Here is a 25,314-nt window from a genome sequence, read left to right on the forward strand (position 1 = left end):
CGGCAGCCATGCTAAGAGGACGAATCTCGCATGCCCCGTCTCGGTTTCGGCGCAAAGGCCGGGTAGCGAGAAGCCAGTGATCCGGTTCGAGTTAATGACGAGCGTCAGACCCTTACTTCTCCTCGTACGCTTTGCCCTGCTGGCCTTTACCGCATGGGCCGGTCTCCTGCTCGATGTCACGACTGCCTACGCCCAGGCCGACAGCTGCGCGCGGCTGCAGGGCATGCTGGCGCAACTCGATCGCAATTCCGACTTCCAGAACTCGCAGGGCAACCAGCTGAAGCAACTGCAGCGGGCCGTGCAGAAGGCCGAGAGCTCCTACGTTCGGCAGGGCTGCAACGACGATGCCAAGGCCGGCCGGCAGCTTAACGCCGAGTGCCGGCAGATCGCGCGGGCGGTGCTGGGGGCGCGCGAAGACCTCAAGCAGATGTCGCAGAGCGTCGATACCGGCGAGGCAGTGGCCCAGCAGCGCGAGGCGTTGCTGCAGGAGATGTCGCGCTTCGATTGCGACGGTCGTTCGCGCGTCACCATCACCAACAGCGATCGCGGCAACCTTTTCGAGCGGCTGTTCGGCGGCTTCACCGACACGTTCGATGGCGAAGGCGGCGTGCGTGGCGAGGAGTTCGACCCCTACGGCGACTATCACACCGTGCGGACGCTCTGCGTGCGCAAGACCGACGGCTTCTACTGGCCAATCAGCTATTCGACGCTGGTCGACTACGTGGCCAATGATGCCGAGCAATGCCGCACCATGTGTCCGGGGCTCGACGTCGACCTCTACTATTACGACAATCCGGGGCAGGAGCCGGCGCAGATGATCAACGAGTGGGGCGAGCCCTATTCGAACCTGCCGACTGCGTTCAAGTTCCGGACCGAGTTCGACACGACCAGCAAGTGCACCTCGACGCAGGAGCAGGGCGCGATCACGGTGGCTGACCTGGGTGGAGGAGCGACGCGCGCCATGGTGACATTCCGCGGCGCCACCTTCCCGCTGCCCATCCGTGACCAGCGGCGCATCATGTCCACGGTGGTGGCCGCGCCGGTGACGACGGTCGCCGACCTCGCCACCTATGTCGATGTGCCGCTGCCGCGTCGCCGCCCGCCGGCACCGGGTGAAGCGGCGCCGACGCCAGTCGCCGTGGTCGCGCCGGCCGTTGGTCAGCCGGTCCGGGTGGTGATGTTCGGCACCAAGCGCGTCAGGATAGTCGGACCAGAGACTCCGTACGCCCTAGCAGCGGCAGCAGGGACTTGAGTTCCGGCCCCTGCTCGCGCCCGGTGAGGGCGAGGCGCAGGGGATGGAACAGCGCCCTGCCCTTGCGGCCGGTGGCGGCCTTGAGCGCATCGGTCCATTTCGACCAGGTCGTTTCGTCCCACGGTTCTGCCGGCAAGAGGTCGCGCGCCGCGGCCAGGTAGTCATGGTCTTCGGCGGCGATGACCGGCGTCACCGGCCCCCGCACCAGCGTCGCGAGATCGACGATGTCGCCAAACACGGAGAGATTGCCGCGCAACGCTAGCCACAGCGGCTCGGAGGCCAGGCCGAGCGGCTCCAGGCGCGGGCGCGCGGTCTCGTAGGGCATCTGGTGTAGAATGCGGGTGTTGAGGCTTGCCAGTTCCGCCGGATCGAAGCGGGCGGAACCATGCGAGACGGCCGAGAGCGAGAAGACGCCCGCCAGCTCGTCGAGGTTTGCGTGCGGTTCGAGCGGCAGGCTGGTGCCGGTCAGCACGGCCTCGATAGCGACGGCCATCGGCTCGTAGCCGGCCTCGTGCAACTCGCCCAAGGAGAGCGAGCCGATCCGCTTCGACAGGCCCTCGCCCTCGGCACCGGTCAGCAGGTTGTGGTGTGCAAAGGTCGGCACCTTGCCGCCGAGCGCCTCGAAAATCTCGATCTGGGTGCCGGTGTTGCTGACATGGTCCTCGCCACGGATCACGTGAGTGATCCCGAGGTCGATGTCGTCGACGACGGAGGGGAGCGTATAGAGGTACGAACCATCGGCGCGGATCAGCACGGGATCGGACATCGAGGCCGTGTTGACTGTCTGCGGGCCTTTGATCAGGTCGTCGAACTGCACCGGCCGGCCATCGAGCCTGAACCGCCAATGGGGCTTACGGCCCTCGGCGTCGTATTTCGCGATCTGCTCCGGCGTGAGGTTCAAGGCCGCGCGATCGTAGATCGGCGGGCGGCCAAGCAGGCGAGCACGGGCGCGCTTGCTGTCCAGCTCCTCTTCGGTCTCGTAGGCCGGATAGAGCCGGCCGGCGGCAATCAGCTTGTCGCGGGCGGTGTCATAGAGCGCGGTGCGGTCGGACTGGCGGACCTTGAAATCCGGGATGACGCCGAGCCAGCTCAGATCCTCCTCGATGGCGCGGGCAAACGCTTCGGTGGAGCGGGCCGTATCGGTATCGTCGAGGCGAAGGACGTAGCGGCCAGCATTGGCCTTGGCGAAAAGCCAGTTGATCAGCGCCGGGCGCGCGTTGCCGAGATGCAGACGGCCAGTGGGGGATGGGGCGTAGCGGACGGTGGGCATTGCCGTCATTCCAGCCCCTTGCTGTCGAGCTTCGCGGTCTGCTCCACCTGCTCCACCACATCGCGATATCCATTGGTGATCGGATACCGCCGTCCCAAACCGAAGGCCTTGCGGGTGATCTTCACGCCGGGGGCCGACTGGCGGCGCTTGTATTCGGCGATGTAGAGCAGCTTTTCGATGCGCTTGACGAGGTCGCGGTCGAAACGACCTTCGGCGCGGGCGACGACTTCGGCGACCGAGAGCTCCAGTTCGATGAGTCCGTGCAGGATCTCATCGAGGATCGGGTACGGCGGCAGCGAGTCCTGGTCGGTCTGGTTGGGGCGCAGCTCTGCCGAGGGCGCCTTGTCGATGATGTTCTGGGTGATCACCTCGCCATCCGGGCCGAGGCAATCGGCCGGGCGGTTGTGGTTACGCCAGTCGGCCAGCTCGTAGACACGCATCTTCAGCATGTCCTTGATCGGATTGAAGCCGCCATTCATGTCGCCGTAGATAGTGGCGTAGCCGACCGCCATCTCCGACTTGTTGCCGGTGGTCAGCAGCAAGCCGCCGAGCTTGTTCGACACGGCCATTAGATACACGCCGCGCATGCGCGACTGGATGTTCTCTTCGGTGGTGTCCATCGGGCGGTTGCCGAAGACCGGCTGCAGTTCGGCGAGCGCCGCTTCCACCGGATCGCCGATCGAGACCACGTCGTACTTCACACCCAGGCGGCGGGCGCAGTCCTCGGCATCGGCGAGGCTTTCCTTGCTGGTATAGCGATAGGGCAGCATCAGGCAGTGGACGCGATCCGCGCCCAGCGCGTCGACGGCCATGGCGGCAACGATGGCGCTGTCGATGCCACCCGAGAGGCCGAGCAGCACGGTCTTGAAGCCGTTCTTGTTAACGTAGTCGCGGAGGCCGAGCACGCAAGCGCGCCACGGCGCTTCATCGACGCTCGAGAGCGGGGCCACGTGCGGATCGGTGCAGCGCCAGCCGTCGGGGGTGCTGGCCCAGTTCGACATCATGATCTCGGGCTCGAAGCTGCGCGCCTGGACGACAAGCCGGCCGCCGGGCTCGATGGCGAAGCTGGCGCCGTCGTAGACCAGCTCGTCCTGCCCGCCCACCTGGTTGAGATAGAGCAGCGGGACATTGTCCTCGGCGACGCGGTCGGTGACAAGCTTGTAGCGGGTCGCCTGCTTGTTGCGCCAATAGGGCGAACCGTTTGGGCAGAGGAGAATGCGTGCGCCGTGGTCGACGAGATGGGCGCAGACGTCCGGGTGCCAGATGTCCTCGCAGATCGGGATGCCGATCGAGACCCCCTTGATGGTTACCGGCTCCTGTAGCTCGGCCCGCTCGAAATAGCGCTTCTCGTAGAACACGTCGTCATTGGGCAGCTCGCGCTTGTAGCGGCGGGCGATGATGGCGCCGTTCTCGCAAACCAGCGCGGCATTGAAGAGCTTGCCGTCCTCCTGCCAGACCGAGGGCATGATGGCGGTAACGCTGGTGCCGGCGGTCGCGCCGGCAAATTCATGCGCGGCGGCCATGGCGTCGGCGACGAAGCGCGGCTTGAACAGCAGGTCGTCGGGGAAATAGCCGGTGAGGAACAGCTCGGGGAAGAGCAGGATATCCGCACCCTGTCCCGCTACATCGGCGAGCGTTCGCTTGGCCTGCTCGAGGTTCTGGCGGATCGCCCCGACGGTCGGATTGAGCTGCGCGAGGGCGATGCGAAGGCGATCAGTCACAGTGACATCCGAGCCGCAATGAGGACATGCGCGGTCGCGCGATCGAACCGGAAAAGTCTGCAACTTTTCCTAATCGCGCTCCGGGCGCGGCAAGACTTATCCGCTCACCCCCAACGGGGCAAGCGGACAGCCGGTTGCGGCAATGCGAGCCTTGTCAGAACTTGTAGGTCAGCTCGGCGAGCAGGCCGTAGCGGAAGAGCGAGAACGGGTTGGCGGTCTCGATAAAGTCCTCAGTCGCCACGCTCGGCTCCGAGTAAGGAGGATCAGCCGGGATGAAGGTACCCGGATTATCGGGATCCTCGATCTCCTGGTAGATCGGCGGTGTAACCTCGGCGCCCGAATAGGTGGCATCGTAAGTGCCGCCGACATACCAGGCGCGGCCGCCAATGCGGAACGTGATGTTCTCGGCCGGGGTGATGCCAGCCATCAGCTCGCCCATCGCGCCGTAGCCCCAGCCGTTGACCTCGGTGGGCGAGGTCTTGAAGAAGTAGGGCGCGCAGAGTGCCGGATCGGGGTCCGAACAGCCTGGATACTGGCCCGGCTCGTCCGAGCCCATGATGGCATGACCGCCGATGACTCCGGAAATGGTGGCGAACGGCACAGCTGCCACTTCGGCGCTGATGTCGAAATAGTCGCTGATCTTGGCCTTACCGCTAATGCCGAGGCGCAGCATGTTGAGCTCGATGCGATCGTCGACGCTGGCGCCACCGATCGACCAGACGCCCGTCTGGTCATCGTAGTCGATGGTCTCGACTTCGGCGTAGTTGGCTCGCGCAGTGCGCGGCGAGTTGTTCCAGTAGTTGTAGCCGATGAAGAAGCCGGCCCCGTTGCCCTTGTTGTCGCTGATGGCGTTCCAGCCGAAATCGGCACCGGCATAGCCCAGCACGCCGTCGACGACATCAGCGCTGCCGTATGGGTCGGAGTATGTCCCGTTGATCGCTGCCGTGTAGCCGGCCCAGGCCTTGCCGTAGGTGCTGGTCGCGTCGTCCTCGATGCGGATGTGGCCCTCGAGGGTGTGTGCAGTGTCCGATTCCTCGAAATCGCCCGCCGAGCCCACATGATGAGTCTGGCTGCCCATCGAGTACCAGTAACGAAGGCCGGTCTCCATGTGGATGCCGTCGCTGTCGTCCCCCAGTTCGGTCCAGTCCTGGGGCTCTACCGAGTAAGCGCCGCGATAGATGTCCTCAGGCGAGGCGGAGTTCCAATCGGCAGCGAATGCCGGCGCGCTGCCTGCGGCTGCGGCGAGAACAACTAGGCTGGTGGCCAGACGGGACATGACAAACTCCGCAACACTACTTGCGTCGTTTATGCCCTGTTAGGGTTAATGTTCCGCTAAATGCCGCTGGCATGATGCGAGGACTCGCCGCCAAACCCTTCGAACCACACGGTTTGATAACAATGCACAGGTTTCATCCCTCACATGTGCACCGCGCCTGCAACCATGGCTGGGGCTGATGAGTTGGCAGGACAGAGATGATAGTGCTTTAGGTGATATGATGAGTTCGAAGGTTCTGGTGGTGGAAGACGAGATTTTCGTCGCCATCGAATTTGAAAACCTGCTTTACGACCTGGGTCACCAGCCGGTCGGGATCGCTGCCGATAGCCGCAAAGCCCTGGCGCTCGCCGAGCAGGCGGAACTGGCGTTCGTCGACATCAACCTCGTGGACGGGCCGACCGGGATCGAGGTCGGCAAGGCGCTTGCCGACCTCGGCGTAACCGTTGTGTATATGACGGCCAACCCGGGCCAGCTCGGCGACGGTGTACCCGGAACGGTGGGGGTTATCCCCAAGCCCGTCGAGACGGCTGAACTGCGGCAGGCGGTCGAGTATGCGGTGGCTTTGCGCAACAAGCGACCGGCAACAGCAATGCCGCCCCCTCGTCTCAGGCTGTTTGGTTCACCGGAACGGTCTGCGTTTGCGTGAGTTCCGCCTTGCGATTGAGAGAAGCCAGCGGCAGCGTCAGCTCCATGCGCAGCCCGTCCTCCTCAAACATCCGCTCCATGTTGCCCCTGAGTTGACCCTCCACGCTTAGCGAGATCAGTCGCGAACCGAAGCCGGTGGCCTTTGGATCGGGCCGGGGGCCACCGTGCTCCGACCAGGTTACGAGGTAGTCGCTGCCGTCGATGCTGGTCGTGATGTCGATGCGCCCATCGGGTCGAGACAAAGCCCCGTACTTCGCCGCGTTGGTCGCGAGTTCGTGGAACAGCAGCGCCAATGGTGTTGCCGCCCCATCATCGATTGGCGCGTCCTCGCCCGCAAAGTGCACGCGCTCGACATCGCCCAGCCGGTAGGGCTGCAGAAGCTCACGGATCAGGGCGTGAAGGCTGGCGGGGTTCGAGCGCGGCATGGAACTGCGCGAATGTGGCCGGACGAAATCATGCGCCTTGCCGAGCGCGAAGATGCGTTCGCGCAGGCTGTCGGCGAACCCTTTTGCCTCAGGGTGCGAGCGAGCACCCAGACTGACAATCCCGCCGATCACCGCGAAGATGTTCTTGATGCGGTGGCTCAACTCCTGGGCCACAACTTCGCGCTCCTCTTGTGCGAGTTTTGACTCGTGGATATCGGTGCAGGTGCCGAACCACCGGACGATGCGGCCTGAGGCATCTCGAATGGGCAGAGCGCGACCAAGCACCCAGCGATACTCGCCCGAGTGGTGCCGCAGACGATATTCGATGTAGTAGGGCTCGCCCGTCTCCAGGGAATGCTGCCAGACACTCCAGGCGCGCTCCTGATCCTCCGGGTGGAACATGTCGTTCCAACCCTCGCCGTCCGTCGAGCCTTCCGGGACCCCGGTATATTCGTACCAGCGGGCATTGTAATAGTCGTGGTATCCATCCGGCAGGGTCGACCACACCATTTGCGGCATGGTGTCGGCGAGCGTGCGGAAACGCTGTTCGCTTTCCGCCAGCTGCTGGCCGATCCGCCGTTCCTCAGTGATGTCCACAACTACACCGGGCAACCGCACCGCCATGCCATCGCCATCGGTAATGACACGACCGGACGCGACAACCCAGGTTACCGAACCGTCGGTGTTCAGAATGCGGTACTCGAACCGAACAGGTCCGGCGTCTTTCAGGGAGGCGCTGATCTCGGACAGAGCACGCTGCCGGTCCTCGGGATGGATCGCACCCATGAACTCCTCGATCGGCAGACCTACGGCGGCGCGGCCTGGGCTGACGTGGTAGAGCGCCGCGAACCTCTCGTCCGCCGTCACCACGTTGTTCACGATATCCCAATCCCAGGTGCCGACCATGCCCGACGCCCTGAGCGCCAGGTCGAGCTTTTCCCGGTACTCCTCAAGCGCTTGGCCGGCCTTCACGCTGTTCGTCACTTCCTGGACGATCGCGAGTACCGCGACGGGCTTACCATCGTCTCCGGCGACCGGGCTGTAGCTGAGGTCGATATAGGCCGGAGTTGGCCCGCCGCCGCGATCAAGCAGGAGTTCCTGGCCGGTCAGTTGCCAGGATTCGCCGCCGAAGCCGCGGCGCATGTTTTCGGCGTTGAAGTCGGCGACCTCGGGCCACGCCGTCAGCACCGGCTGGCCGAAGATGGACGGGTGGCGCTCGCCTGCAAAGACGGCGTAGCCATCGTTGTAGATCAGGATGCCGTCCTTCTTGCCGGCCAGCAGGACCATCGGCACGTCCGACAGTATGATGGTGCGCACCGCGCCACGAAGGCTTTCGGGCCAGCTTGCGATAGGGCCTATGCTGGTTGAGCCCCAATTGAAGCTGTTGAGAATATTGAGGGTAGCGTTCTTGGCGAGCGAGGCGCGTGTTTCAGGGTCAGCGGCTGGGAAAAGCGTGTTCGGCATGTACCCCGATAACCATTCCCAAAGCGACTGACGCGCGCAGGGCGACACCTGCGTCGCCTGATCGTGACAACTAGGTATCGTCAAAAAAAGTTCGGCGACACACAAAATAATGTATCGCCGAACTATTCGGCGGCCACGACCCGATCCGCCCGCGCCGGGCGCTGCGTGCGCAGTTCCTCGGCGACGAGGAAGGCGAGTTCGAGTGACTGCGAGGCGTTGAGGCGCGGGTCGCAGTAGGTGTGGTAGCGGTCCTGCAGCCCGGCCTCGGTTATAGCGGCGACGCCACCACCGGTGCATTCGGTCACGTCGTCGCCGGTCATCTCGATGTGGATGCCGCCAGCATGGGTGCCGAGGGTGCGGTGAATGTCGAAGAAGCTCTTCACTTCGCTCAGCACGCGCTCGAAGGGCCGGGTCTTGTAACCGTTCGACGCCTTGATCGTATTGCCGTGCATCGGGTCCGAGCACCACACGACCACCCTGCCCTCGCGTTCGACCGCCTCGATGAGGCGCGGCAGATGGTCGGCGATCTTGTCCGAGCCGAAACGACCGATGAGCGTGATGCGGCCGGCCTCGTTGCCGGGGTTCAGCTTGTCGATGATCCTCAGCAGGTCGTCGGCCTCAAGGCTCGGGCCGCACTTGACCCCGATCGGGTTGCGGATGCCCGAGAAGTACTCGACATGGGCGGCATCGACCTGGCGGGTCCGGTCGCCGATCCACAGCATGTGGCCGGACGTGGCGTAATAGTCGCCGGTGATCGAGTCCCGGCGGGTCAACGCCTCCTCGTAGCCGAGCAGCAGCGCTTCATGGCTGGTGTAGAACTTGGTCTCGCGCAGCGACGGGGTGTTTTCGGAGGTGAGGCCAAGCGCGCGCATGAAGTCGATCGCGTCGTCGATCTTGGCCGCGATCTCCTCGAAGCGCGGATAAGCCGTGGTGTCCTTCATGAAGCCCATGGTCCATTCATGGACGCGGGTCAGGTCGGCATAACCGCCGGAGGCGAAGGCGCGCAGCAGGTTCAGCGTCGCTGCCGACTGACGATAAGCGAGCAGCAGGCGCTCCGGATCGGGAATGCGCGAGGCTTCGGTGAAGCCGATGTCGTTGATGATGTCGCCGCGATAGGACGGCAGCGTCACGCCATCGATGGTCTCGCTGTCGGACGAACGGGGCTTGGCGAACTGGCCGGCGATGCGGCCGACCTTCACCACGGGCTTGGCCGCCCCGTGCGTCAGGACGATCGCCATCTGCAGGAAGACGCGGAAGAAGTCGCGGATGTGATCGGCGCCGTGCTCGGCAAAGCTCTCGGCGCAATCGCCGCCCTGGAGCAGGAAAGCCCGGCCTGCGGCCACATCGGCCAGCTGATGCTTCAGTTCGCGCGCCTCGCCGGCAAACACCAGCGGCGGAAACTTCTTGAGCTGAGCCTCAGCCGCCTCGAGCTTGGCCGGGTCCGGATACACAGGAACCTGCGTAATCGGCTTTTCTCTCCAGCTCTGCGGCGTCCAAGTCGTCGGCATCACGCACTACCTCCCGGTGGCGCGCGTCCTATCAGGGGATTGCGGCTGTGTGAAGCGGGTTGCGCTACTGCTTCACCCCATCCCGGTAGACGTAGCTGGGCTTCTTGAAGGTCACGAGTTCTTCCGCGGCCGTCGGGTGCATGGCGATTGTGCGGTCGAAATCGGCCTTGCTGGCCTTCATGCCCATCGGAATCGCCGCCATCTGGATGATCTCGGCAGCGCCGGGGCCCAGGACGTGAACGCCAAGCACCTCGCCGCCATCGGCCCGGGTGATCAGCTTCATCATCATGCGCTCAGACTTGAGCGACAGCGTGTTGATCATCGGCCGGAAGCGGGTGACGTACACGTCGATGTTGCCATGCGTCGCGGCATCGTGCTCGGTGAGGCCGACAGTGCCGACTTCGGGCTCGGCGAACACTGCCTCGCCGATCAGCGAATGATCGACAGCGGTCGGCTTGTCGCCGAACACCGTATCGGCAAAGGCGTGGCCCTCGCGGATGGCGATCGGCGTCAGCTGGGCCCGATTGGTGACATCACCGACGGCGTAGATCGAGGGGACGGTGGAGCGTGAATACGAATCCACCTTCACGGCCCCGTCCCAGGCCAGTTCGACACCGGCGGCCTCGAGGCCGAGCCCCGCGGTGTTCGGCGAGCGACCAGTGGCGAACATCACGGCGCCGAACGGGGCATCGACACCATCGGAGAAGCTGACAGAGATGTCGTCACCGGTCGGGCGCATGCCGAGCACGTTGGTCTGGTGGATGATCTTGACCCCGCGCGCCTCGAGGCCGGCTTCGAGCCCAACCCGCAAATCCTCGTCAAAGCCACGCAGCAGCCGGTCGCCGCGATAGACGATGGTCGTGTGCACGCCCAGCCCCGAGAAGATCGTCGCGAACTCGGCCGAGATGAAGCCGCCGCCCTCGATGAGGATGGAGTGCGGGAGCTTCTTGAGATGGAAAGCCTCGTTCGAGCTGATCCCCAGCTCCTTGCCGGGGATATCGGGAATGAACGGATGCGCGCCGGTAGCGACCAGGATGGTCGTGGCCGTCAGTTCGCGGCCGGATTTCAGCAGCTTCACGCTGTTCGGTCCGGTCAGCACGGCGCGGTCGCGGATGATCTCGGCACCCGGCTTTTCGAGGCCGGCGACATAGGCCGCCTCGAGTCGCGCGATCTCCTTGTCCTTGTTGGCCACGAGCGTCGCCCAGTCGAAGGTGGGCGCGCCGACATCCCAGCCGAAGCTCGGGGCGATCTCGAACAGGTCCTTGTAGCGCGAAGCGTAGACGAACAGTTTCTTGGGGACGCAGCCACGGATCACACAGGTGCCGCCGACACGATACTCCTCGATGATGGCGACACGGGCGCCATAGGCCGCCGAAATCCGCGCCGCACGCACGCCGCCCGAACCGGCGCCGATCACTATGAGATCGTAGGTGTCGCTCATCGAAAGTCCCCGAACGCAAAAAGGCCCCGTGCGATGACGGGGCCCTTGATCAGATAGGTGTCAAAACCTCAGGTGTCGATACCTTGGGCCTTGAGCTCGGCGCGCACGGCGGCGAAGAACTCGGTGTTCAGGTTCGAGGCGAATACGTCCATGATGCGGTTGATGGTACCGCTGGTCGATGCGTTCGACTTGGCCAGCCTCTGGCCGGTCGGCGAGCTGTAGAAATCGACGATCTGCTGCAGCTCCTCGACGGTGAAGAACACCGCGTAGACGCGCGCGAACTGGTCGAACAGCTCGCTCTTGCGGCCCTTGTAGTCGCTGAGCACCTTCTCGATCGCCTTGTCCAGCGGCCCGGCGATTTCCGGGTTCTGGGGCAGCAACTGCTGGTAGGTGCGGATGCCGGCCTGGACGATCGTACCCTCGTAGAGACCGCCGGTATCGGTCAGGTCGACATACTTGCGTGCTAGCGCCAGCGCCTCGGGCGAGATCTCGGCCGACTGCTGGCTCATCGCCGGCAGAGCGGCGAAGGCGGAAAGGATCAGCGAAAGCAGCGCAGCGGCAATTGTCAGCGCGCGCCTGGAAGTGGACTTCATCAGCTTGGTGCCCATCTGGTTAGAATTTCCCCTACTAGCCCTACAAGAGCGGCCATCAGCCGTCCATAACGTCGACACCGGCCGGGCCGGCCACGTAGGCCCGCTTGCAGAGGCCGATGAACAGCCCGTGCTCAACCACGCCCGGTATGTCGACCAAGGCGGTTGCCAGCGCTTCTGGCCGAGGAATACGGCCAAAAGAAGCATCGAGGATGGCGTGGCCGCCATCGGTGACGAAGGGCGTGCCGTCCTGGCGGAGCCGTCGCTTGAGTCCGCCCTCGGCACCAAACGCGGTCATCAGCTTGCCGATTGCGATAGTCGTGGCGCCGATGCCGAAGTGGTTCACTTCGATGGGCAGCGGGAAGCGGCCGAGCATGTCGACGCGCTTGCTCGCATCGGCGATCACCACCATCCGCGCCGATACCGCCGCGACGATCTTTTCGCGCAGCAAGGCACCGCCCGCGCCCTTGATCAGTGCGAGGCCGGGTCCGACTTCGTCGGCGCCGTCGACGGTGAGATCGAGTTCGGGCGTCGTCTCGAGATCGGTCAGCGGTATGTTGAGGCCGCGGGCCTGCGAGGCCGTTACCTCGGAGGTCGGCACGCACAGGACGTCGAGGCCACCGGCAACGGCTTCGCCGATCAGGTCGACGAAGTGCTTGGCGGTCGAACCCGTGCCCAAACCCAGGCGCATGCCGCTCCGGACCTCTGCCATGGCAGCCTTGGCCGCAAGCCACTTCGGATCATTGCTCATGAGGCCCTCCCTGTTGCCGGCGCACTAAGAGGACCGACTACTTCGTGTCAACTGCTCCATTTCACGCAGAGGTGAATGGAAATGTCGCATCGCGGCAACACAATGTGGCGCGATTGTTAGCAGTTTGTCCGAATCGTGGCATCGCCCGTTTGTTGGGCGTATGGAACCCTTTATCAACCATGGCTCGACTGGCGCGCAGTATCGCGGCCATTTCCGTCAAGAGGCGCAGTTTGAAGAACATGTCCAGAAGCAGAATTGCGATTGCCGCCATGGCGGCGATCCTGAGCTTGTCGCTGGTGGCCCCGGCCGCAGCGGCGCGCGTCTACAATGCCGACACCAATGCGTGGGAAGACGCCACAACGGTGAAGGCCCGCAACAAGCGCGGCAGCCCGATCGCCAAGACGATCGTCGACTACGACACCAAGTACAAGCCCGGCACCATCATCGTCGAGACCTCGGAGCGTCGCCTCTACCTCGTGCTCGAGGACGGCAAGGCGATGAAGTACGGCATCGGCGTCGGCCGTGACGGCTTCCGCTGGTCGGGCCAGCACCGCATCACCCGCGTGGCCGAGTGGCCAGGTTGGACGCCGCCGGCGCAGATGCGCAAGCGCGTTCCGGACCTGCCGGCCTATATGCCCGGTGGCCCGGACAATCCGCTTGGTGCCCGCGCGCTCTATATCGGCTCGACGCTCTACCGCATCCACGGCACTTCGGAACCCTGGACCATCGGTCAGGCCGTTTCGTCCGGTTGCATCCGCCTCACCAACGAGGATGTCACCGACCTCTACTCGCGCGTGAAGGTTGGCGCCCTGGTCATCGTGCACCAGTAACGCGCCGCTCCCCATGAATTGCAGGGCCGGTCCGCGCGACCGGCCCTTTTTTATTGCGCGCGTCGGCAGTATGAAGGGGTATGTCCGTGACATTGCTCGAACAGCCCGATATCGCGCCCCGCTCCACCGCCCGGCCGCTGATCGACCGTTATGGCCGCCAGATCACCTATCTGCGGGTGTCGGTGACGGACCGCTGCGATTTCCGCTGCGTCTATTGCATGAGCGAGCACATGACCTTCCTGCCCAAGAAGGACGTGCTGAGCTTTGAGGAGATCGACCAGATCGTCACCGCCTTCGTCTCGCGCGGCGTGAAGAAGGTTCGGCTCACCGGCGGCGAGCCGCTGGTGCGACGCGACATCATGGAGCTGGTCGAAAAGATCGGCGGGCATATCGGGCATGGGCTCGAGGAAGTCACCCTCACCACCAATGGCAGCCAGCTTCGGCCTCATGCCGAGGGGCTGGCGCGGGCGGGGGTCAAGCGGCTCAACGTCTCGCTCGATACGCTCGACGAGAAGCGCTTCGCCGAAATCACCCGCCGCGGACGCATCGCCGACGTGCTCGACGGACTCGATGCGGCCGACGAAGCCGGACTGAAGATCAAGATCAACATGGTCGCCATGCGCGGCGTCAATGAGGACGAGATCGAGCCGATGCTGCATTGGGCGCACGGCCGTGGCTTCGGACTGACGCTGATCGAGGGCATGCCGCTGGGCGAAGTGGGTATCGACCGGGTCGACAGCTATCTGCCGCTGCGCGAGATGCGCGAGCGCCTCAAGGCGCGCTACACACTCGAGCCGACCGATCACCGCACCGGTGGGCCGGCGCGCTACGACTATGTCGCCGAGACGGGCGGCCTGATCGGCTTCATCACGCCGATGAGCCACAACTTCTGCGAAAGCTGCAACCGTGTGCGGCTGACGGCGACCGGCCAGCTCTATATGTGCCTCGGGCAGGACGACATGGTCGACCTGCGCGGCGCGATCCGCGGCGGCGGTTCGGTGGCGCTCGACGCGGCTCTGGATCGGGCGATGCTATTGAAGCCCAAGGGGCACGACTTCGTGCTCGACCGGGCTCACACGACCCCGGCGCTGGGCCGGCATATGAGTGTGACCGGGGGCTAGACCGCCCGCGGCCTCACCGAACCGTATACCCCCCATCCACCACCAGCACCTCGCCGGTCACGTATCCGCTCGCCGCGCTGCAGAGGTAGAGCGCCGCTGCACCGATATCCATCGCCGACCCCGGCCGCTTCATCGGGGTCATGTCGCGCCAGACCGGGCCCCAGACGGGGTCGGCGAGTCCGCCATTGGTCATATCGGTGGTGATGTAGCCGGGCGCGATTGCGTTCACCCGGATGCCCTCTTCGGCATAGTCCGAGGCGAGGCTCTTGGTCAGCATGTGCACTGCGGCCTTGCTGGCGTTGTAGGCCGCCTGCCGCTGCGGGATGTTCGAGACCAGGCCGGAGATCGAGCCGATATTGAGGATGACTCCGCTCTGCTGCTTCCGCATCGGCGTGAGTGCCGCCTGGCAGGCGCGGAAGACACTGTCGACATTGATATCCATCAGCCGGCGATACTGTTCAGCCGGGAAGGTTTCGGTTTCGCCGTGCTGGGCCACACCGGCGTTGTTGACGAGGATGTCGAGCCTGCCGCCGCCGAGTCGGACGGCCTCTTCGATCAAGTGCGCCGGCACGGCTGGCTCCTGCACATCGCCCTGGATGTAGTCGACCTTGTGCCCGGCGTCGCGGAAGCGGGCGAGGACGTCGGGCTTGGGGACCTTGGACGAGAGAATTACATGCGCGCCGGCGTCCACCAGCGCCTCGACGATACCGAGTCCGATACCGCGGGTGGCGCCGGTGACCAGCGCCGTCTTGCCGTCCAGTCGAAACAGATCGAAGACCGTCACTCTACCCTCCCTCAATGAACCGTTGCTGCATCGGGCCGATCGAGCCCGAGGATGAAGTCGACACAGCGATCGCCCAGCATCATGGCAGGCGCCGTGGTGTTACCGGCGTTGATATTGGGCACAGCCGACATGTCGGAAACGCGCAGGTTGTCGATCCCGCGCACCCGCATCCGCGCATCGAGCACGGCCATGCGGTCGCCGTCGGCGCCCATCCTGGCAGTGCTGGCCGGATGGTAGTTCGTTTTGACGAAGCGGCGGCAGTGATCAGCCATCACCTCGTCGCTGAGGTCCGGTCCTGCAGGCGCGATCACCTTCTCGACCCGCTTGCCGAGCGGTCCGGAGAGCAGCACGTCGCGGAAGTAGCGCTGGCCGGCGACCATCATCGCCAGGTCGTCGGGATCCTGGAGCAGATGCGGCGAGACCAGCGGCATGTCGGCGGGATTGGCGGAGCGTAGCTCGACATAGCCGCGCGATTTCGGCTTCACCAGCACGGTGGTGATGGTCACGCCATAGGTGTCGTCGAACACTTTCAGCAGGTCGCGGTCGAGATAGACGATCGGCACGCAGAAGGCCTGGATCGAGGGCGGTGCATCGGGATCGACGGGGTTGATGAAGGCGCCCGCTTCGAAGCCGGCCGAGAGGATGGGGCCGTTGCCGAACAGCTTGAAGTTGAGCCCGTTCTTCAGCATCCGCCAGCCGACGCCCTGTCGGAAGTAGCCGTATGGTCCGTTGGCGACCGAGATGACCGGCACTTCGGGGTGGTCGATGAGGTTCTGACCTACGCCCGGCAGGTCGGCGAGGACGTCGATACCGTGCGTCTTGAGCTGCTCCGCCGGGCCCAGGCCCGAGAGCATCAGCAGCTTGGGCGTTACCAGCGCCCCGGCACTGAGGACGATGTCACCCTTGGAATAGACCGTGTGCTCGGCGCCGACAGCGTCCTTGTAGGTGACGCTGACCGCCTTGCCCTTCTCGATATTGATCCGCAGCACTGCGGCCTGGAGGCGCACGGTCAGGCGCGGATCGTTTTTCAGCGGCTCGACATAGGCATAGGCAGCGCTCGAGCGCTTACCCTTGCGATTCATGAACTGGTAGAAGCCGACGCCGCGCTGGGCTTGCCCGTTGAAATCGTTGGTGAAGGGCTCGCCCTTCAGCTGCACGCTCTGCACGAACCAGCGCGACACATCATCGATGTGGCCGGGATCGGAGACCAGCAGCGGCCCGTCATTGCCGTGGTAGTCGTTGGCGATGCGATTGTTGCCTTCGATACGGCGGAAATGGCGAAGCACGGTGCTCCAGTCCCAGGGCGCGCCATCGTTGCTGCCGCGCAGGATCTGGTCCCACTCGTCGTAGTCCGAGGGCCGGCCGCGCATATAGACCTGCGCGTTCACCGAGGTGCCGCCGCCAAGAACGTTGCCCTGCGGGATGTCGTGGACGCGACCGTTCAGGTGCTGCTGCGGAACAGTGTGGTGGTAGGTCATGTACTTGGAGCCGTTGATCAGCTTGAAGATCCCCGGCGGCATGTCGAGCAGCGGATGATGGTGCGAGTATCCGGCCTCGAGGAGCAGCACCCTGTGGTCGCCATCCGTCACCAGCCGTGCCGCAGCAACACAGCCGGACGCTCCGCCTCCGATCACGATGTGATCGAATTCCTCCCGCATTGACGCCCCCTCCAGAGCTGCCGGCATTCCCTAGTGCCGACGGGGCGTGTGTGCCCGCTGCAGCCACAATAGCCAGAGCGGGGCAAAAGTCGATGCTTTGGAAGGGCCTAGAGGTGCCGGGCGAAGAAGGCCAACGTCGCTGCGCGCATGCGCTCGGTCTCGCGGTGCCCCACCCCGGGTTCGGATACAAGCTCCAGCCGGTCGGGCACGCCGGCATAGGCGGCACTCGTCTCCGCCCAGGCTCGCTCGACCGCGAGGGCCGGCGTAAGGCCGTCGGCTTCGCCGATGCAGATCAATTGCGGGCGTGGGGCGACAAGGGCGCCGATGGCGCCGGCATCGGCCTCGTTCAGAAGCCCCGGCACCACGAGATAGACGCCGTGCCCATCGTGGGCACCGAGCTCGATCATGGTGCGCAGATCGGCAAAGCAGCAGAGGTGCGCCACGGCGGCGATGCGCTCGTCCATCGCCGCAAGCCAGTAGCTCAGCGTGCAGCCCATCGAGATGCCGAAAGCTCCGAGGCGCGACGCATCCACATCGGGGCGTGAGGCGAGAAAGGTCAGCGCCGCGGCATGATCGCAGAGCATTTGTCCGAAGAGGCCCTTGCCGTGCCAGAGCAGGGCCTTCGAGGCATAAGCCTCCGACACGGTCGCCCGCGCGCCAAACACCGGCATGTCGATGCACAGCGTCACGTAGCCGGCACGTGCGAAGGCCGGTCCGAGCGGATCGAGCAGATACTCGCGCCCCTCCAGCAGCTCGTCGGCACCGATGTGGTAGGCACCACCGTGCGAGTGGCCGTATAGAATCGCCGGCAACCGGCCGGCGGCATGCGCCGGCCGGGTGAGGATGCCGCGCACCTCGGTGTCGCCAAGGCTCAGCGTCAGGTGCTCGACGACATAGTCGCCGCGCCCCTCGATCACCGACGCGCGCAAAGCAACGGGCGGCTCGTCGAGCCCGATCAGCTCGCGCAGCCTCTCGCGGGTGACCGCCATGTTACTTGTCGTCGTCGGTGACGATGGCAAACTCGAGCGGCAGGGCGGTCGTGTACTTGATCTGGCCCATGGCGAAGGACGAGCTCACGTCGGTGAGCGCGATCTTGCTGATCAGCTTCTTGTAGAAGGAATCGTAGGCGCCGATGTCGGGCACGACGACGCGCAGCAGATAATCGACCTCACCGCTCATGCGGTAGAATTCCACCACTTCGGTGAAATCCTCGACCACCGCCGCGAATTTCCGCATCCAGGCTTCGTTGTGCTCGTTGGTCCGCACCGAGACGAACACCGTTACGCCGGCATTGATCTTGACCGGATCGAGCACGGCGACGCGCGCCTTGATGATTCCGTCCTCTTCCATCTTCTGGATTCTGCGCCAGCACGGGGTGGTGGACAGGCCCACCTTGCGGCCGATTTCGGCAACAGGGGTCGTCGCGTCCTTCTGCAGGAGCGCCAGAATCTTGCGGTCGATCTTGTCCAAAGCGATAGCAGCCCCCAGAAATCAGATTGCGCACAAACCGGTAAAATATGCCGTGCGGCGCAAAGATGGTCAAAGAAGGCGGCATATGACGAAAATATCTTCCGTCTGTCAACTGGAGAACAGGCCCGCCAGCCAGGCGAGGAAGCGCTCGAAACGGCTCGGATTCCCCTGCGGTTCGGCCGTTTTTGTAGCCCGCCAATCAGCGGGCCGGTCGAACCGGCCCTGCCAGATGCCGCGGCCGGCGCGGCGCGCTTCGGATTCGGTCCGAATGTAGCTGCCGGAGGCCACGGCGAGGCCATCACGAACCAGCGATTCGGCGATATCGGCGTCGCCGGCGCGGCAGGTTGCAAGCAGCCGCCCGTAGCGATCGTGCCCTTCGCCCTTGCAGGAAAGCATCGCGCCCCGGGTCAGGTCGCGCATCCGGTCGGTGGCGGCACGGCCGCAGGGCCAGTCGGCGCCATCGGCCCGGCTGCAGGTCTGATTCCACTCCGGTGCATCGAGCCCGGTGAGGCGGATGCGCTGTCCGCCGATCTCGATCGTATCGCCATCGGCGACGCGTTCGACCGGACCGGTGAGCGGCGCCTCGCCGAGCGCGAATGGAGCCTCCGGCAAGGCCGCATAGACGCCCAACGCGCCGAGCAGCACGATAACGATGAGCCATGTGCGCCAGTTGATCCGGCTGCGCCGAACCAGCGGGTTTCGCCGGCCATTGCCCCAGGCCGGCATGGCCGGATTGACGATCGGTGGGCGCATTCTTTTGCCCTCGCTTTTCGACAATCGCGTCCCCCGGATTTCACCCAAACTTAACCATGCCGAGCGTAGGTTTTTGCGCAAGCGTAGCGAGCGCGTTTCTAGCTCGGTCAGTTGTGTAGTTGAGTACGCGAGTAATGTCTTTGAAGCCCGCGATGCACGGAGAAGACGTGCGCGCCCATATGGGCCGCGAGCTTCGTCGTAACTCGCAGCGCGCCGTGGATGACGCCCGGCAGCGACTCACCTCGAGTTCCGGCACCCGCGCTTCCTACGATTTCGAACTCATCGACGAATATGCCAACTCGCGGCTGAGCGGGCTCCTCGCTGTGCCGGCGCTGGTGCTGATCCTCGCGCTGCTCGCAAGCCTCTGGGTATCGCCGCTGGCGGCGGCAGGCTGGGCGGCGCTGGTGATCGTCGCCAATCTGGTCGTCGTCCTGCTCTGCCGGCGCTTCAAGGGCGAGCCGCCGTCCCGCTTCAATGCGGCGCGCTGGACGGCGAGCTTCGTCGCAGCCGAGGCGGTGAACGGTGTCTGCTGGTCGCTGCTGTCGCTGCTTTGGCTGCTGCCGGCCGATCACGTGCCGCTGCTCGTGGTGATGTTCGCCATGGCGCTGGTCGGTATTGCCGCCAATGCGGTGCTGACCCGCACGCTCCCCGCCGCGACGCTGGCCAGCACCCTGCCCCCAGCTGCCGCCGTAACGGTGAGCCTCATCCTTGCCGGCGGCACGCTCAACTGGGCTCTCGCTGCCGTGGTGGTCGGTGGCGAGATCTTCTTCGTCTACCTCGCCCGCCAGTTGCACAGCTCCGAGCTCGAGACGATCGAGCACCAGTTCGAGAAGGACGCGCTGATCAACGAACTCGAGGAAGCGCGCGAGATGAGCGACGAAGCCCGCCGCCACGCCGAGCAGGCCAATATCGCCAAATCGCAGTTCCTCGCCACGATGAGCCATGAGCTGCGTACGCCGCTCAACGCCATCATCGGCTTTTCCGAGGTGCTGAAATCCGAGCTGCTCGGGGCGCATGCCGTGCCGCAATACAAGGAATATGCTGGCGACATCCACAGCTCTGGCCAGCACCTGCTCAACCTGATCAACGAGTTGCTCGACCTCTCGCGCATCGAGGCCGGCAAGTACGAGCTGAATGAAGAGGCCGTGTCGCTGGTCGATATCGCCGAAGATTGTCGCCGGATGGTTGAAATCCGGGCCAAGAGCAAGGGCATCGAGTTTACGGTCAGTTATGCCAACAACCTGCCCAAGCTCTGGGGCGACGAGCGCGCCATCCGGCAGGTGGTGCTCAACCTTCTGTCGAACGCCATCAAGTTCACCCCGCAGGCCGGCAAGGTCCACCTGATGGTCACGCGTTCGGGCGATGGCGGGCAGTTGCTGAGCGTCCGCGACAACGGCCCCGGAATCCCCGAGAACGAAATTGCCACCGTCCTCTCCTCGTTCGGTCAGGGGTCGCTGGCGCAGAAGACCGCCGAACAAGGCGCCGGCCTCGGCCTGCCCATCGTCCAGCGCATCATGGACCTGCACCAGGGCCGGTTCGACCTGTTTTCGAAGCTGCGGTTCGGGACCGAAGTGATCGCCACCTTCCCGCGGGCCCGCGTCATGGACGCGCTGGCCCCGGTGGTAGAAAAGCACTCGCGCCTCAGGATTTACTCTGAGGCAGGATAAGGGCACACCGCCTTGCTCAGGAGGTCGCTGTCCTCAGCACCCTAGCGGTTTTGGGCAACTGGCCTTCCGTGAGCCTGGCATTGTAGCCGCCGGTGTCATGGTTCCACCAATAGAGGTCGACCTCCGCGTTGGCGGCAAAGGTCACCAGCTCGCGCGCAAAGTATGGGTTGTCGCCCTTTTCACCGGCCCCGACCTCGTGGCCTATCATGCGTTTCCCGTGCTCGCGCGCAAAGGCGGCAAGCTGCCCGAGCCCGAAATTGTTGCCGGATTTCGCGCCATTGAAGGAGAGGTCCCAGCGCGCCTCTGGCGTATCCTGTGCCGGGTCGGCCACCTCCCGGTCGTACAGGTCGAACCCGATCACGTCGACCACGTCATCCCCGGGATAGGTCTTGAACGTATCGCAGCACGGCCATGCCGTGATTGCGGGGCACCAGTGCCACCTGAATCGCTCGCCACCATCCAGCGACCGGGCATAGGCCACGAGATTCCGCCAGTAAGCGGCATATTCAGTCTCGGCGGCTTTGGCGTTCCAGGCCTGGGAGGGCACGTTCTGCTCCCAGCCGAGCCGCACGTCGATGTGGTCGTGCGGTAGCTGCAGCAGGGATGAGAGAATCGGCTGGAACAGCTTGTAGAGCCACCCGGGTTCGTCGCCCCAGTGTTCGGCGCCGAGCCTGAGATCCCACCTGGCACCGTTTCTCACCGGCGTTCCGTAGGGGAGCAGCGGTAGCCCGACTATTGGAACCAGGTCCGACCGAGACATGAATTTCGGCACGATCCACGACGTCACGCTGGCCGTGGTGCGGTTCCAGTCGGTGGACGATTCGGCGTTGATCGTCACCGAGCGAACCGGGCCGAAGTGGCGCTCCCATGCCGCGACAGCTTCGAAGTCACGAAGGTCGCCGGCGAAGAGCGAGATGGTCACGCCATCGCCTGAGCTACTCGAACGGGTCGCGACACCCTCGGACCCGGCCTTTGCCGAGCGCAGGGCATCCTGTCCGATCGACGACCCAAATGGCAGGCCGGCGAGGACCAGGGCAGCTCCGCCTTGCAGGATCGACCGTCTAGACCGCATCAAGTTTCACTCCGTCTGCAGTGAGAGCCACCAATGCGTCGAACGCGAGGCGACCGGCAACGAGAGCGTGGCACGGGATGGCAGATTACCGCGACGACGGCGCGGGGGGAAACTCTTTGGCGTCGCCATGACGCTATAGCGACGCAACCAGGCGCGATCAGCACTTGTCGCTGACCCCGGCGCTACCGAACCTGGCCATGTGCTTGTGCAGGTGGAGTGGGGTCTTGGCGAGCACGGCTGCGAGTGCCGCCCCGCTTCCCTCGGCCAACCGCATGCCGAGGTTGAGCAACGGGCGCTTGCCCATCGCTTCGAGCACCCGGTCGTGCGCGTGCTCGGCCGAGACGTGGCCGAAGATGCAGCGTTGTTGCAATCACATCGCGAGCGGGGGCTGGGTGGCGTTCTGCAATAGCTGTTTCCGACGAATTGCTAACGGACCTTAACCATCCGTTCGGTGGTCAACTGGTCTTCGGTTGACGCTTGGGCGGCGGGACGCGCTGCTACCGGCGCGGGGTGCATTCGTTGTGGAGGCAATGATGACGACCACCGAATTCAGAACCAAGGTGAAGGTGACGCGCCGGAGCGAGGCGCAGAAGCGTGAGTTCGCGGCGATCGAGCGGCGGGCCCGGGCGTTCATGGTGCGCGAGCATCCCGACATGTTCGACGCGGATGGCAATGTCGTGGATGCGACGTGGCTCCGGATCCTCGCCGACCTCGACGCCTGGGCAGCCCGGCACAAGGTCAGGATGAAGGAGACCGAGCGGGACCGCGATCCGCCAGTTCCCGAGGGCATTGCCCCGATCATCCTCGCCAGATGTCCAAGCCAGACAATGACAACCGAGCACATCCGGGGCACTGGGGGCGACCCGGGGTTCACGATAGAGACCAGCTGCTACCTGAAGCGCCGGGGCCTTTTCAACCGGTGCGTCTACAACTGCTACACGCAGTATCTGTAGGGGGAGAGGGCTCCGCTTCACCTCACCTAAACTATCGTCATCACCGAACAAGAGAGCACGATCACCCCTTGTCGCTGACTCCAGCGCTGGCAAACGTCGCCATGTTCTTGTGCAGGTGCAGGGCAGTCTTCACCAGCACGGCGGCGAGCGCGGCGCCGCTTCCCTCCCCAAGGCGCATACCGAGGTCGAGCAGCGGGCGCTTGCCCATCGCTGCGAGCACTCGAACATGAGCGTGCTCGGCCGAGACGTGGCCGAAGATGCAGTGATCGATAGCAGTGGGGTTGGCCGCGTGAGCGATTGCGGCGGCGGCGGTGGCGACGAAGCCGTCGACGATGACCGGGATCTTCTGCTGGCGTGAGGCGATGATGGCGCCGAGCATGGCGGCGATCTCGCGGCCGCCGAGGCGGGCGAGGATGGCGAGCGGATCGTCGAGTGCGTCCTTGTGCAGCACGATGGCGCGGTCGACCGCATCGGCCTTGCGCTGCAACCCTGCATCATCGACGCCGGTGCCGCGACCGACCCAATCGGCACCGGTGCCGCCGTAGAGTGCGGTGTAGATCGCGGCGGCGACGGTGGTGTTGCCGATGCCCATTTCGCCGATGGCGAGAAGGTCGGGCTTACCGGCCACTGCCTCCATGCCGTAAGCGATGGTGGCGGCGCACATGCGATCGTCCATCGCGGTGGTCTGGGTAATGTCGCCGGTGGGCAGTTCGAGGGCCAGTTCGAAGACGCGCAGGTTCAGCTCGTGCAGCTGGCAGATCTGGCTGATGGCGGCACCGCCGGCGGTGAAGTTGGCGACCATCTGGGCCGTCACTTCGCGCGGGAAGGCCGAGACGCCCTGGTCGGTGACGCCGTGATTGCCGGCAAAGATCGCCACCATCGGGTTGTCGAGCGTCGGGCTCGCCTTGCCCTGCCAACGGCCGAGGAACTCGACCAGCGCCTCGAGCTCACCGAGCGAGCCGGGCGGCTTGGTCAGTTGCCGATCGCGCTCGCGGATCGCTGCCACTGCCCTTTCGTCGCCGGAGGGCGAGATGTGCAGCAGGTCGATGATGTCGGCGAAGGGCGAGGGCATCGGATGACGACTCCGGCCAAGGGTGGTAAGGGAGGCACGCTTCTGGACCAAACGGCTGGCATTTGCAATTGAACGAGGACGTCCCCCGCGCACGCCCCCGGCAGGACAACGGAACCGCGGTTCCGCCGCCTGCCCCCGAGCCGCGCTTTGGCGACGACATCGTCATGTCGCTGCGCTTCTTCTCGCGCCTGCCGACCGGAGATCGTCCCTTCACTGCCCCGAATCTCGACCGCATGGCGATGAGCCTGCCCTTCGCCAGCCTCGCCATCGGCTTCCTGCCGGCGCTGCTGATGATGCTCTGCGCCTGGGCCACGATGCCGAGCTACTTCGCGGCGGCGATCGGCGTTGCGGCGATGCTGGTTGCGACTGGCGCCATGGCCGACGATGCGCTTGCCGATGCCGCGGATGGCCTCTTCGGCGGGGCGACGATCGAGCGGCGGCTCGAAATCATGAAGGACAGCCGGCACGGCACCTACGGGGTCGCGGCGCTGTGCCTCTATCTGCTGCTGCGGGTGACGGCGATCGGCGCGGTGGCGACGTACAATCCGGTTGCCGCTGCCGGCATCTGGCTGGCTGCGACGGCTATCGGCCGTTCGGGCTCACTGTGGCTCAGCGTGGCGCTGCCCAATGCCCGCGAGGGCGGCGCGTCGGCCTCTGCTGGGCGCGTAGGCAAGCGCAGCTTTGCGATCGGCGCCGGTTTTGCGGCCGTGGTGGCGGTGATCATCGCGGCGCCGTTCACCAGCTTCGTCGCCGTGGTGCTTGCGCTCATCGCAGCTGGCCTCGTCGCCATGGCCTGGGTGTGGGGCTGTCGCAAGCTGATCGGCGGGCAGACCGGCGACCTGATCGGGGCGCTGGCCGCCCTGATCGAGATCGCCGCTCTGGCGGTTTTCCTGGTGTTCGCCTAGGCGGCGGCGACGACCGCCGGTCCTCTCGAGTGCTGACGGACCGCGTCACGAACCCGCGGCCGGGCCTTCATCCGCTCGAACCAGGCACGGATCAACGGGAAGGCATCGAGCGGCGTCTCGGCGGCAGCGGCCCAGTTCACCGTCACGTAGAGATAGGCGTCCGCTACCGAGAAGTCGTCGCCGAGTAGCCAGGACCGGCCCTCGAGCTGCTTTTCGACGAGGGCGTAACGACGCGCGACGAGCGCCTTGGCATAGTCCTGGGCCGCCTCGCCTACTTCGGGGTGGAACAGCCAGGGCGAGTAGCTCTTGTGCAATTCCGTGGCGATGAAGTTCAGCCACTGATCGAGAACCAGCCGCTCCTCGGTCCCAATGGCAGGCGCAAGGCCGGCGGCCGGGTTCAGGTCGGCCAGCGTCTTGAGGATAGTGGCGACCTCGCTGATTTCGGTGCCGTCGTCGCGGATGAGCAGCGGCACATAGTTGCGGGGGTTGGCCGCCAGGTAGTTGGTGCCATCGGCCAGGGTATGGGGAGTGCCGAAGATATCGACATGCACGAAGTCGAGCGCGATGCCGGCTTCGGCAGCGATGATGGCCGGGGCCAGGGAACATCCATAGGGGTTGTAGTAGAGCTGCATTCTTGCCTCACGGGTTATCGAGGCCCACAGAGCTAGCGACGGCGATCACGAAAA

At 64.9% G+C, this 25,314-nt stretch carries 25 protein-coding genes; 7 read left to right on the forward strand and 18 right to left on the reverse strand.

Translation table 11 applies throughout. From position 1 onward, the window contains the following. Window positions 1-94 precede the first annotated feature (94 nt). A complete protein-coding gene (locus ACOYW5_RS07855; RefSeq protein ID WP_423068693.1) occupies window positions 95-1,252 on the forward strand; it encodes a DUF2865 domain-containing protein in 1,158 nt (385 codons plus the stop codon). Here ACOYW5_RS07855 and gltX read toward each other — a convergent pair. The 3 genes from gltX to ACOYW5_RS07870 all read right to left on the reverse strand — a co-directional run bounded on the left by gltX (window position 1,197) and on the right by ACOYW5_RS07870 (window position 5,519). After that, window positions 1,197-2,531, reverse strand: a complete 1,335-nt coding sequence (gltX, locus tag ACOYW5_RS07860) for a glutamate--tRNA ligase (RefSeq protein ID WP_423068694.1) — start codon at window positions 2,529-2,531, stop codon at window positions 1,197-1,199. The two genes, ACOYW5_RS07855 and gltX, sit on opposite strands and share 56 nt — an antisense overlap. Then, window positions 2,528-4,243: an NAD+ synthase gene (locus ACOYW5_RS07865; RefSeq protein ID WP_423068695.1), complete on the reverse strand. Its 1,716-nt coding sequence runs from the start codon at window positions 4,241-4,243 to the stop codon at window positions 2,528-2,530. Before ACOYW5_RS07865 ends, gltX begins: the two co-directional genes overlap by 4 nt. A gap of 154 nt (window positions 4,244-4,397) precedes the next feature. Next, the gene (locus ACOYW5_RS07870; protein WP_423068696.1) at window positions 4,398-5,519 is read right to left on the reverse strand and encodes a hypothetical protein; all 1,122 of its coding nucleotides are present in this window, start codon (window positions 5,517-5,519) and stop codon (window positions 4,398-4,400) included. A gap of 178 nt (window positions 5,520-5,697) precedes the next feature. On the opposite strand from ACOYW5_RS07870, the gene ACOYW5_RS07875 reads away from it, so the two are divergent. Continuing rightward, a complete protein-coding gene (locus tag ACOYW5_RS07875) occupies window positions 5,698-6,165 on the forward strand; it encodes a response regulator (protein ID WP_423068697.1) in 468 nt (155 codons plus the stop codon). Here ACOYW5_RS07875 and ACOYW5_RS07880 read toward each other — a convergent pair. The 6 genes from ACOYW5_RS07880 to ACOYW5_RS07905 form a co-directional block, all read right to left on the reverse strand. Then, window positions 6,125-8,053, reverse strand: a complete 1,929-nt coding sequence (locus ACOYW5_RS07880) for a PAS domain-containing protein (RefSeq protein WP_423068698.1) — start codon at window positions 8,051-8,053, stop codon at window positions 6,125-6,127. The two genes, ACOYW5_RS07875 and ACOYW5_RS07880, sit on opposite strands and share 41 nt — an antisense overlap. Before the next feature lie 122 nt (window positions 8,054-8,175). After that, window positions 8,176-9,561 (reverse strand): class II 3-deoxy-7-phosphoheptulonate synthase, encoded by a 1,386-nt coding sequence (locus ACOYW5_RS07885; protein ID WP_423069428.1) that lies wholly within the window; start codon window positions 9,559-9,561, stop codon window positions 8,176-8,178. Window positions 9,562-9,625: 64 nt separating this feature from the next. Further along, on the reverse strand, window positions 9,626-11,002 hold the full coding sequence (gorA, locus tag ACOYW5_RS07890; RefSeq protein WP_423068699.1) for a glutathione-disulfide reductase: 1,377 nt from the start codon (window positions 11,000-11,002) through the stop codon (window positions 9,626-9,628). Between the two features lie 68 nt (window positions 11,003-11,070). After that, the gene (locus ACOYW5_RS07895; RefSeq protein WP_423068700.1) at window positions 11,071-11,595 is read right to left on the reverse strand and encodes a DUF2059 domain-containing protein; all 525 of its coding nucleotides are present in this window, start codon (window positions 11,593-11,595) and stop codon (window positions 11,071-11,073) included. Between the two features lie 55 nt (window positions 11,596-11,650). Continuing rightward, window positions 11,651-12,343, reverse strand: a complete 693-nt coding sequence (gene rpiA / locus ACOYW5_RS07900; protein WP_423068701.1) for a ribose-5-phosphate isomerase RpiA — start codon at window positions 12,341-12,343, stop codon at window positions 11,651-11,653. A gap of 61 nt (window positions 12,344-12,404) precedes the next feature. Further along, window positions 12,405-12,614 (reverse strand): hypothetical protein, encoded by a 210-nt coding sequence (locus ACOYW5_RS07905; RefSeq protein WP_423068702.1) that lies wholly within the window; start codon window positions 12,612-12,614, stop codon window positions 12,405-12,407. Between ACOYW5_RS07905 and ACOYW5_RS07910 the strand changes: the two genes are divergently transcribed. Together ACOYW5_RS07910 and moaA are read left to right on the forward strand one after the other, a co-directional pair. Further along, complete coding sequence (locus ACOYW5_RS07910) at window positions 12,613-13,173, forward strand: L,D-transpeptidase (RefSeq protein ID WP_423068703.1); 561 nt, start codon at window positions 12,613-12,615, stop codon at window positions 13,171-13,173. The two genes, ACOYW5_RS07905 and ACOYW5_RS07910, sit on opposite strands and share 2 nt — an antisense overlap. An 80-nt stretch (window positions 13,174-13,253) precedes the next feature. Then, complete coding sequence (gene moaA / locus ACOYW5_RS07915) at window positions 13,254-14,294, forward strand: GTP 3',8-cyclase MoaA (protein ID WP_423068704.1); 1,041 nt, start codon at window positions 13,254-13,256, stop codon at window positions 14,292-14,294. 13 nt (window positions 14,295-14,307) lie between these two features. Here the strand turns inward: moaA and ACOYW5_RS07920 are convergent, their stop codons facing one another. The 5 genes from ACOYW5_RS07920 to ACOYW5_RS07940 form a co-directional block, all read right to left on the reverse strand. Continuing rightward, complete coding sequence (locus ACOYW5_RS07920) at window positions 14,308-15,078, reverse strand: SDR family NAD(P)-dependent oxidoreductase (protein WP_423068705.1); 771 nt, start codon at window positions 15,076-15,078, stop codon at window positions 14,308-14,310. Between the two features lie 11 nt (window positions 15,079-15,089). Further along, window positions 15,090-16,736: a GMC family oxidoreductase gene (locus ACOYW5_RS07925; protein WP_423068706.1), complete on the reverse strand. Its 1,647-nt coding sequence runs from the start codon at window positions 16,734-16,736 to the stop codon at window positions 15,090-15,092. A 107-nt stretch (window positions 16,737-16,843) separates the two neighbouring features. Further along, the gene (locus tag ACOYW5_RS07930) at window positions 16,844-17,725 is read right to left on the reverse strand and encodes an alpha/beta hydrolase family protein (protein WP_423068707.1); all 882 of its coding nucleotides are present in this window, start codon (window positions 17,723-17,725) and stop codon (window positions 16,844-16,846) included. A gap of 1 nt (window position 17,726) precedes the next feature. Then, window positions 17,727-18,206: an Lrp/AsnC family transcriptional regulator gene (locus tag ACOYW5_RS07935; protein ID WP_423068708.1), complete on the reverse strand. Its 480-nt coding sequence runs from the start codon at window positions 18,204-18,206 to the stop codon at window positions 17,727-17,729. 108 nt (window positions 18,207-18,314) lie between these two features. Continuing rightward, window positions 18,315-18,959 (reverse strand): thermonuclease family protein, encoded by a 645-nt coding sequence (locus ACOYW5_RS07940; RefSeq protein ID WP_423068710.1) that lies wholly within the window; start codon window positions 18,957-18,959, stop codon window positions 18,315-18,317. Between the two features lie 134 nt (window positions 18,960-19,093). Between ACOYW5_RS07940 and ACOYW5_RS07945 the strand changes: the two genes are divergently transcribed. Then, on the forward strand, window positions 19,094-20,626 hold the full coding sequence (locus ACOYW5_RS07945; RefSeq protein ID WP_423068711.1) for a sensor histidine kinase: 1,533 nt from the start codon (window positions 19,094-19,096) through the stop codon (window positions 20,624-20,626). 16 nt (window positions 20,627-20,642) lie between these two features. Here ACOYW5_RS07945 and ACOYW5_RS07950 read toward each other — a convergent pair whose 3' ends face one another. Beyond that, complete coding sequence (locus ACOYW5_RS07950; RefSeq protein ID WP_423068712.1) at window positions 20,643-21,698, reverse strand: glycosyl hydrolase; 1,056 nt, start codon at window positions 21,696-21,698, stop codon at window positions 20,643-20,645. Between the two features lie 157 nt (window positions 21,699-21,855). After that, window positions 21,856-22,068, reverse strand: a complete 213-nt coding sequence (locus tag ACOYW5_RS07955) for a nicotinate-nucleotide--dimethylbenzimidazole phosphoribosyltransferase (RefSeq protein WP_423068713.1) — start codon at window positions 22,066-22,068, stop codon at window positions 21,856-21,858. A 163-nt stretch (window positions 22,069-22,231) separates the two neighbouring features. Here ACOYW5_RS07955 and ACOYW5_RS07960 point away from each other — a divergent pair, with 163 nt between their 5' ends. After that, on the forward strand, window positions 22,232-22,651 hold the full coding sequence (locus tag ACOYW5_RS07960; RefSeq protein WP_423068714.1) for a hypothetical protein: 420 nt from the start codon (window positions 22,232-22,234) through the stop codon (window positions 22,649-22,651). A gap of 61 nt (window positions 22,652-22,712) precedes the next feature. Here the strand turns inward: ACOYW5_RS07960 and cobT are convergent, their stop codons facing one another. Beyond that, complete coding sequence (gene cobT / locus ACOYW5_RS07965; protein WP_423068715.1) at window positions 22,713-23,723, reverse strand: nicotinate-nucleotide--dimethylbenzimidazole phosphoribosyltransferase; 1,011 nt, start codon at window positions 23,721-23,723, stop codon at window positions 22,713-22,715. A 68-nt stretch (window positions 23,724-23,791) separates the two neighbouring features. Here cobT and ACOYW5_RS07970 point away from each other — a divergent pair, with 68 nt between their 5' ends. Next, complete coding sequence (locus tag ACOYW5_RS07970) at window positions 23,792-24,628, forward strand: adenosylcobinamide-GDP ribazoletransferase (RefSeq protein ID WP_423068716.1); 837 nt, start codon at window positions 23,792-23,794, stop codon at window positions 24,626-24,628. Here the strand turns inward: ACOYW5_RS07970 and ACOYW5_RS07975 are convergent. Further along, window positions 24,625-25,260, reverse strand: a complete 636-nt coding sequence (locus ACOYW5_RS07975) for a glutathione binding-like protein (protein ID WP_423068717.1) — start codon at window positions 25,258-25,260, stop codon at window positions 24,625-24,627. The two genes, ACOYW5_RS07970 and ACOYW5_RS07975, sit on opposite strands and share 4 nt — an antisense overlap. Between the last annotated feature and the right edge of the window lie 54 nt (window positions 25,261-25,314).

The sequence above is a fragment of the Devosia sp. CN2-171 genome (assembly GCF_049354815.1).
Classification (GTDB): domain Bacteria; phylum Pseudomonadota; class Alphaproteobacteria; order Rhizobiales; family Devosiaceae; genus Devosia_A.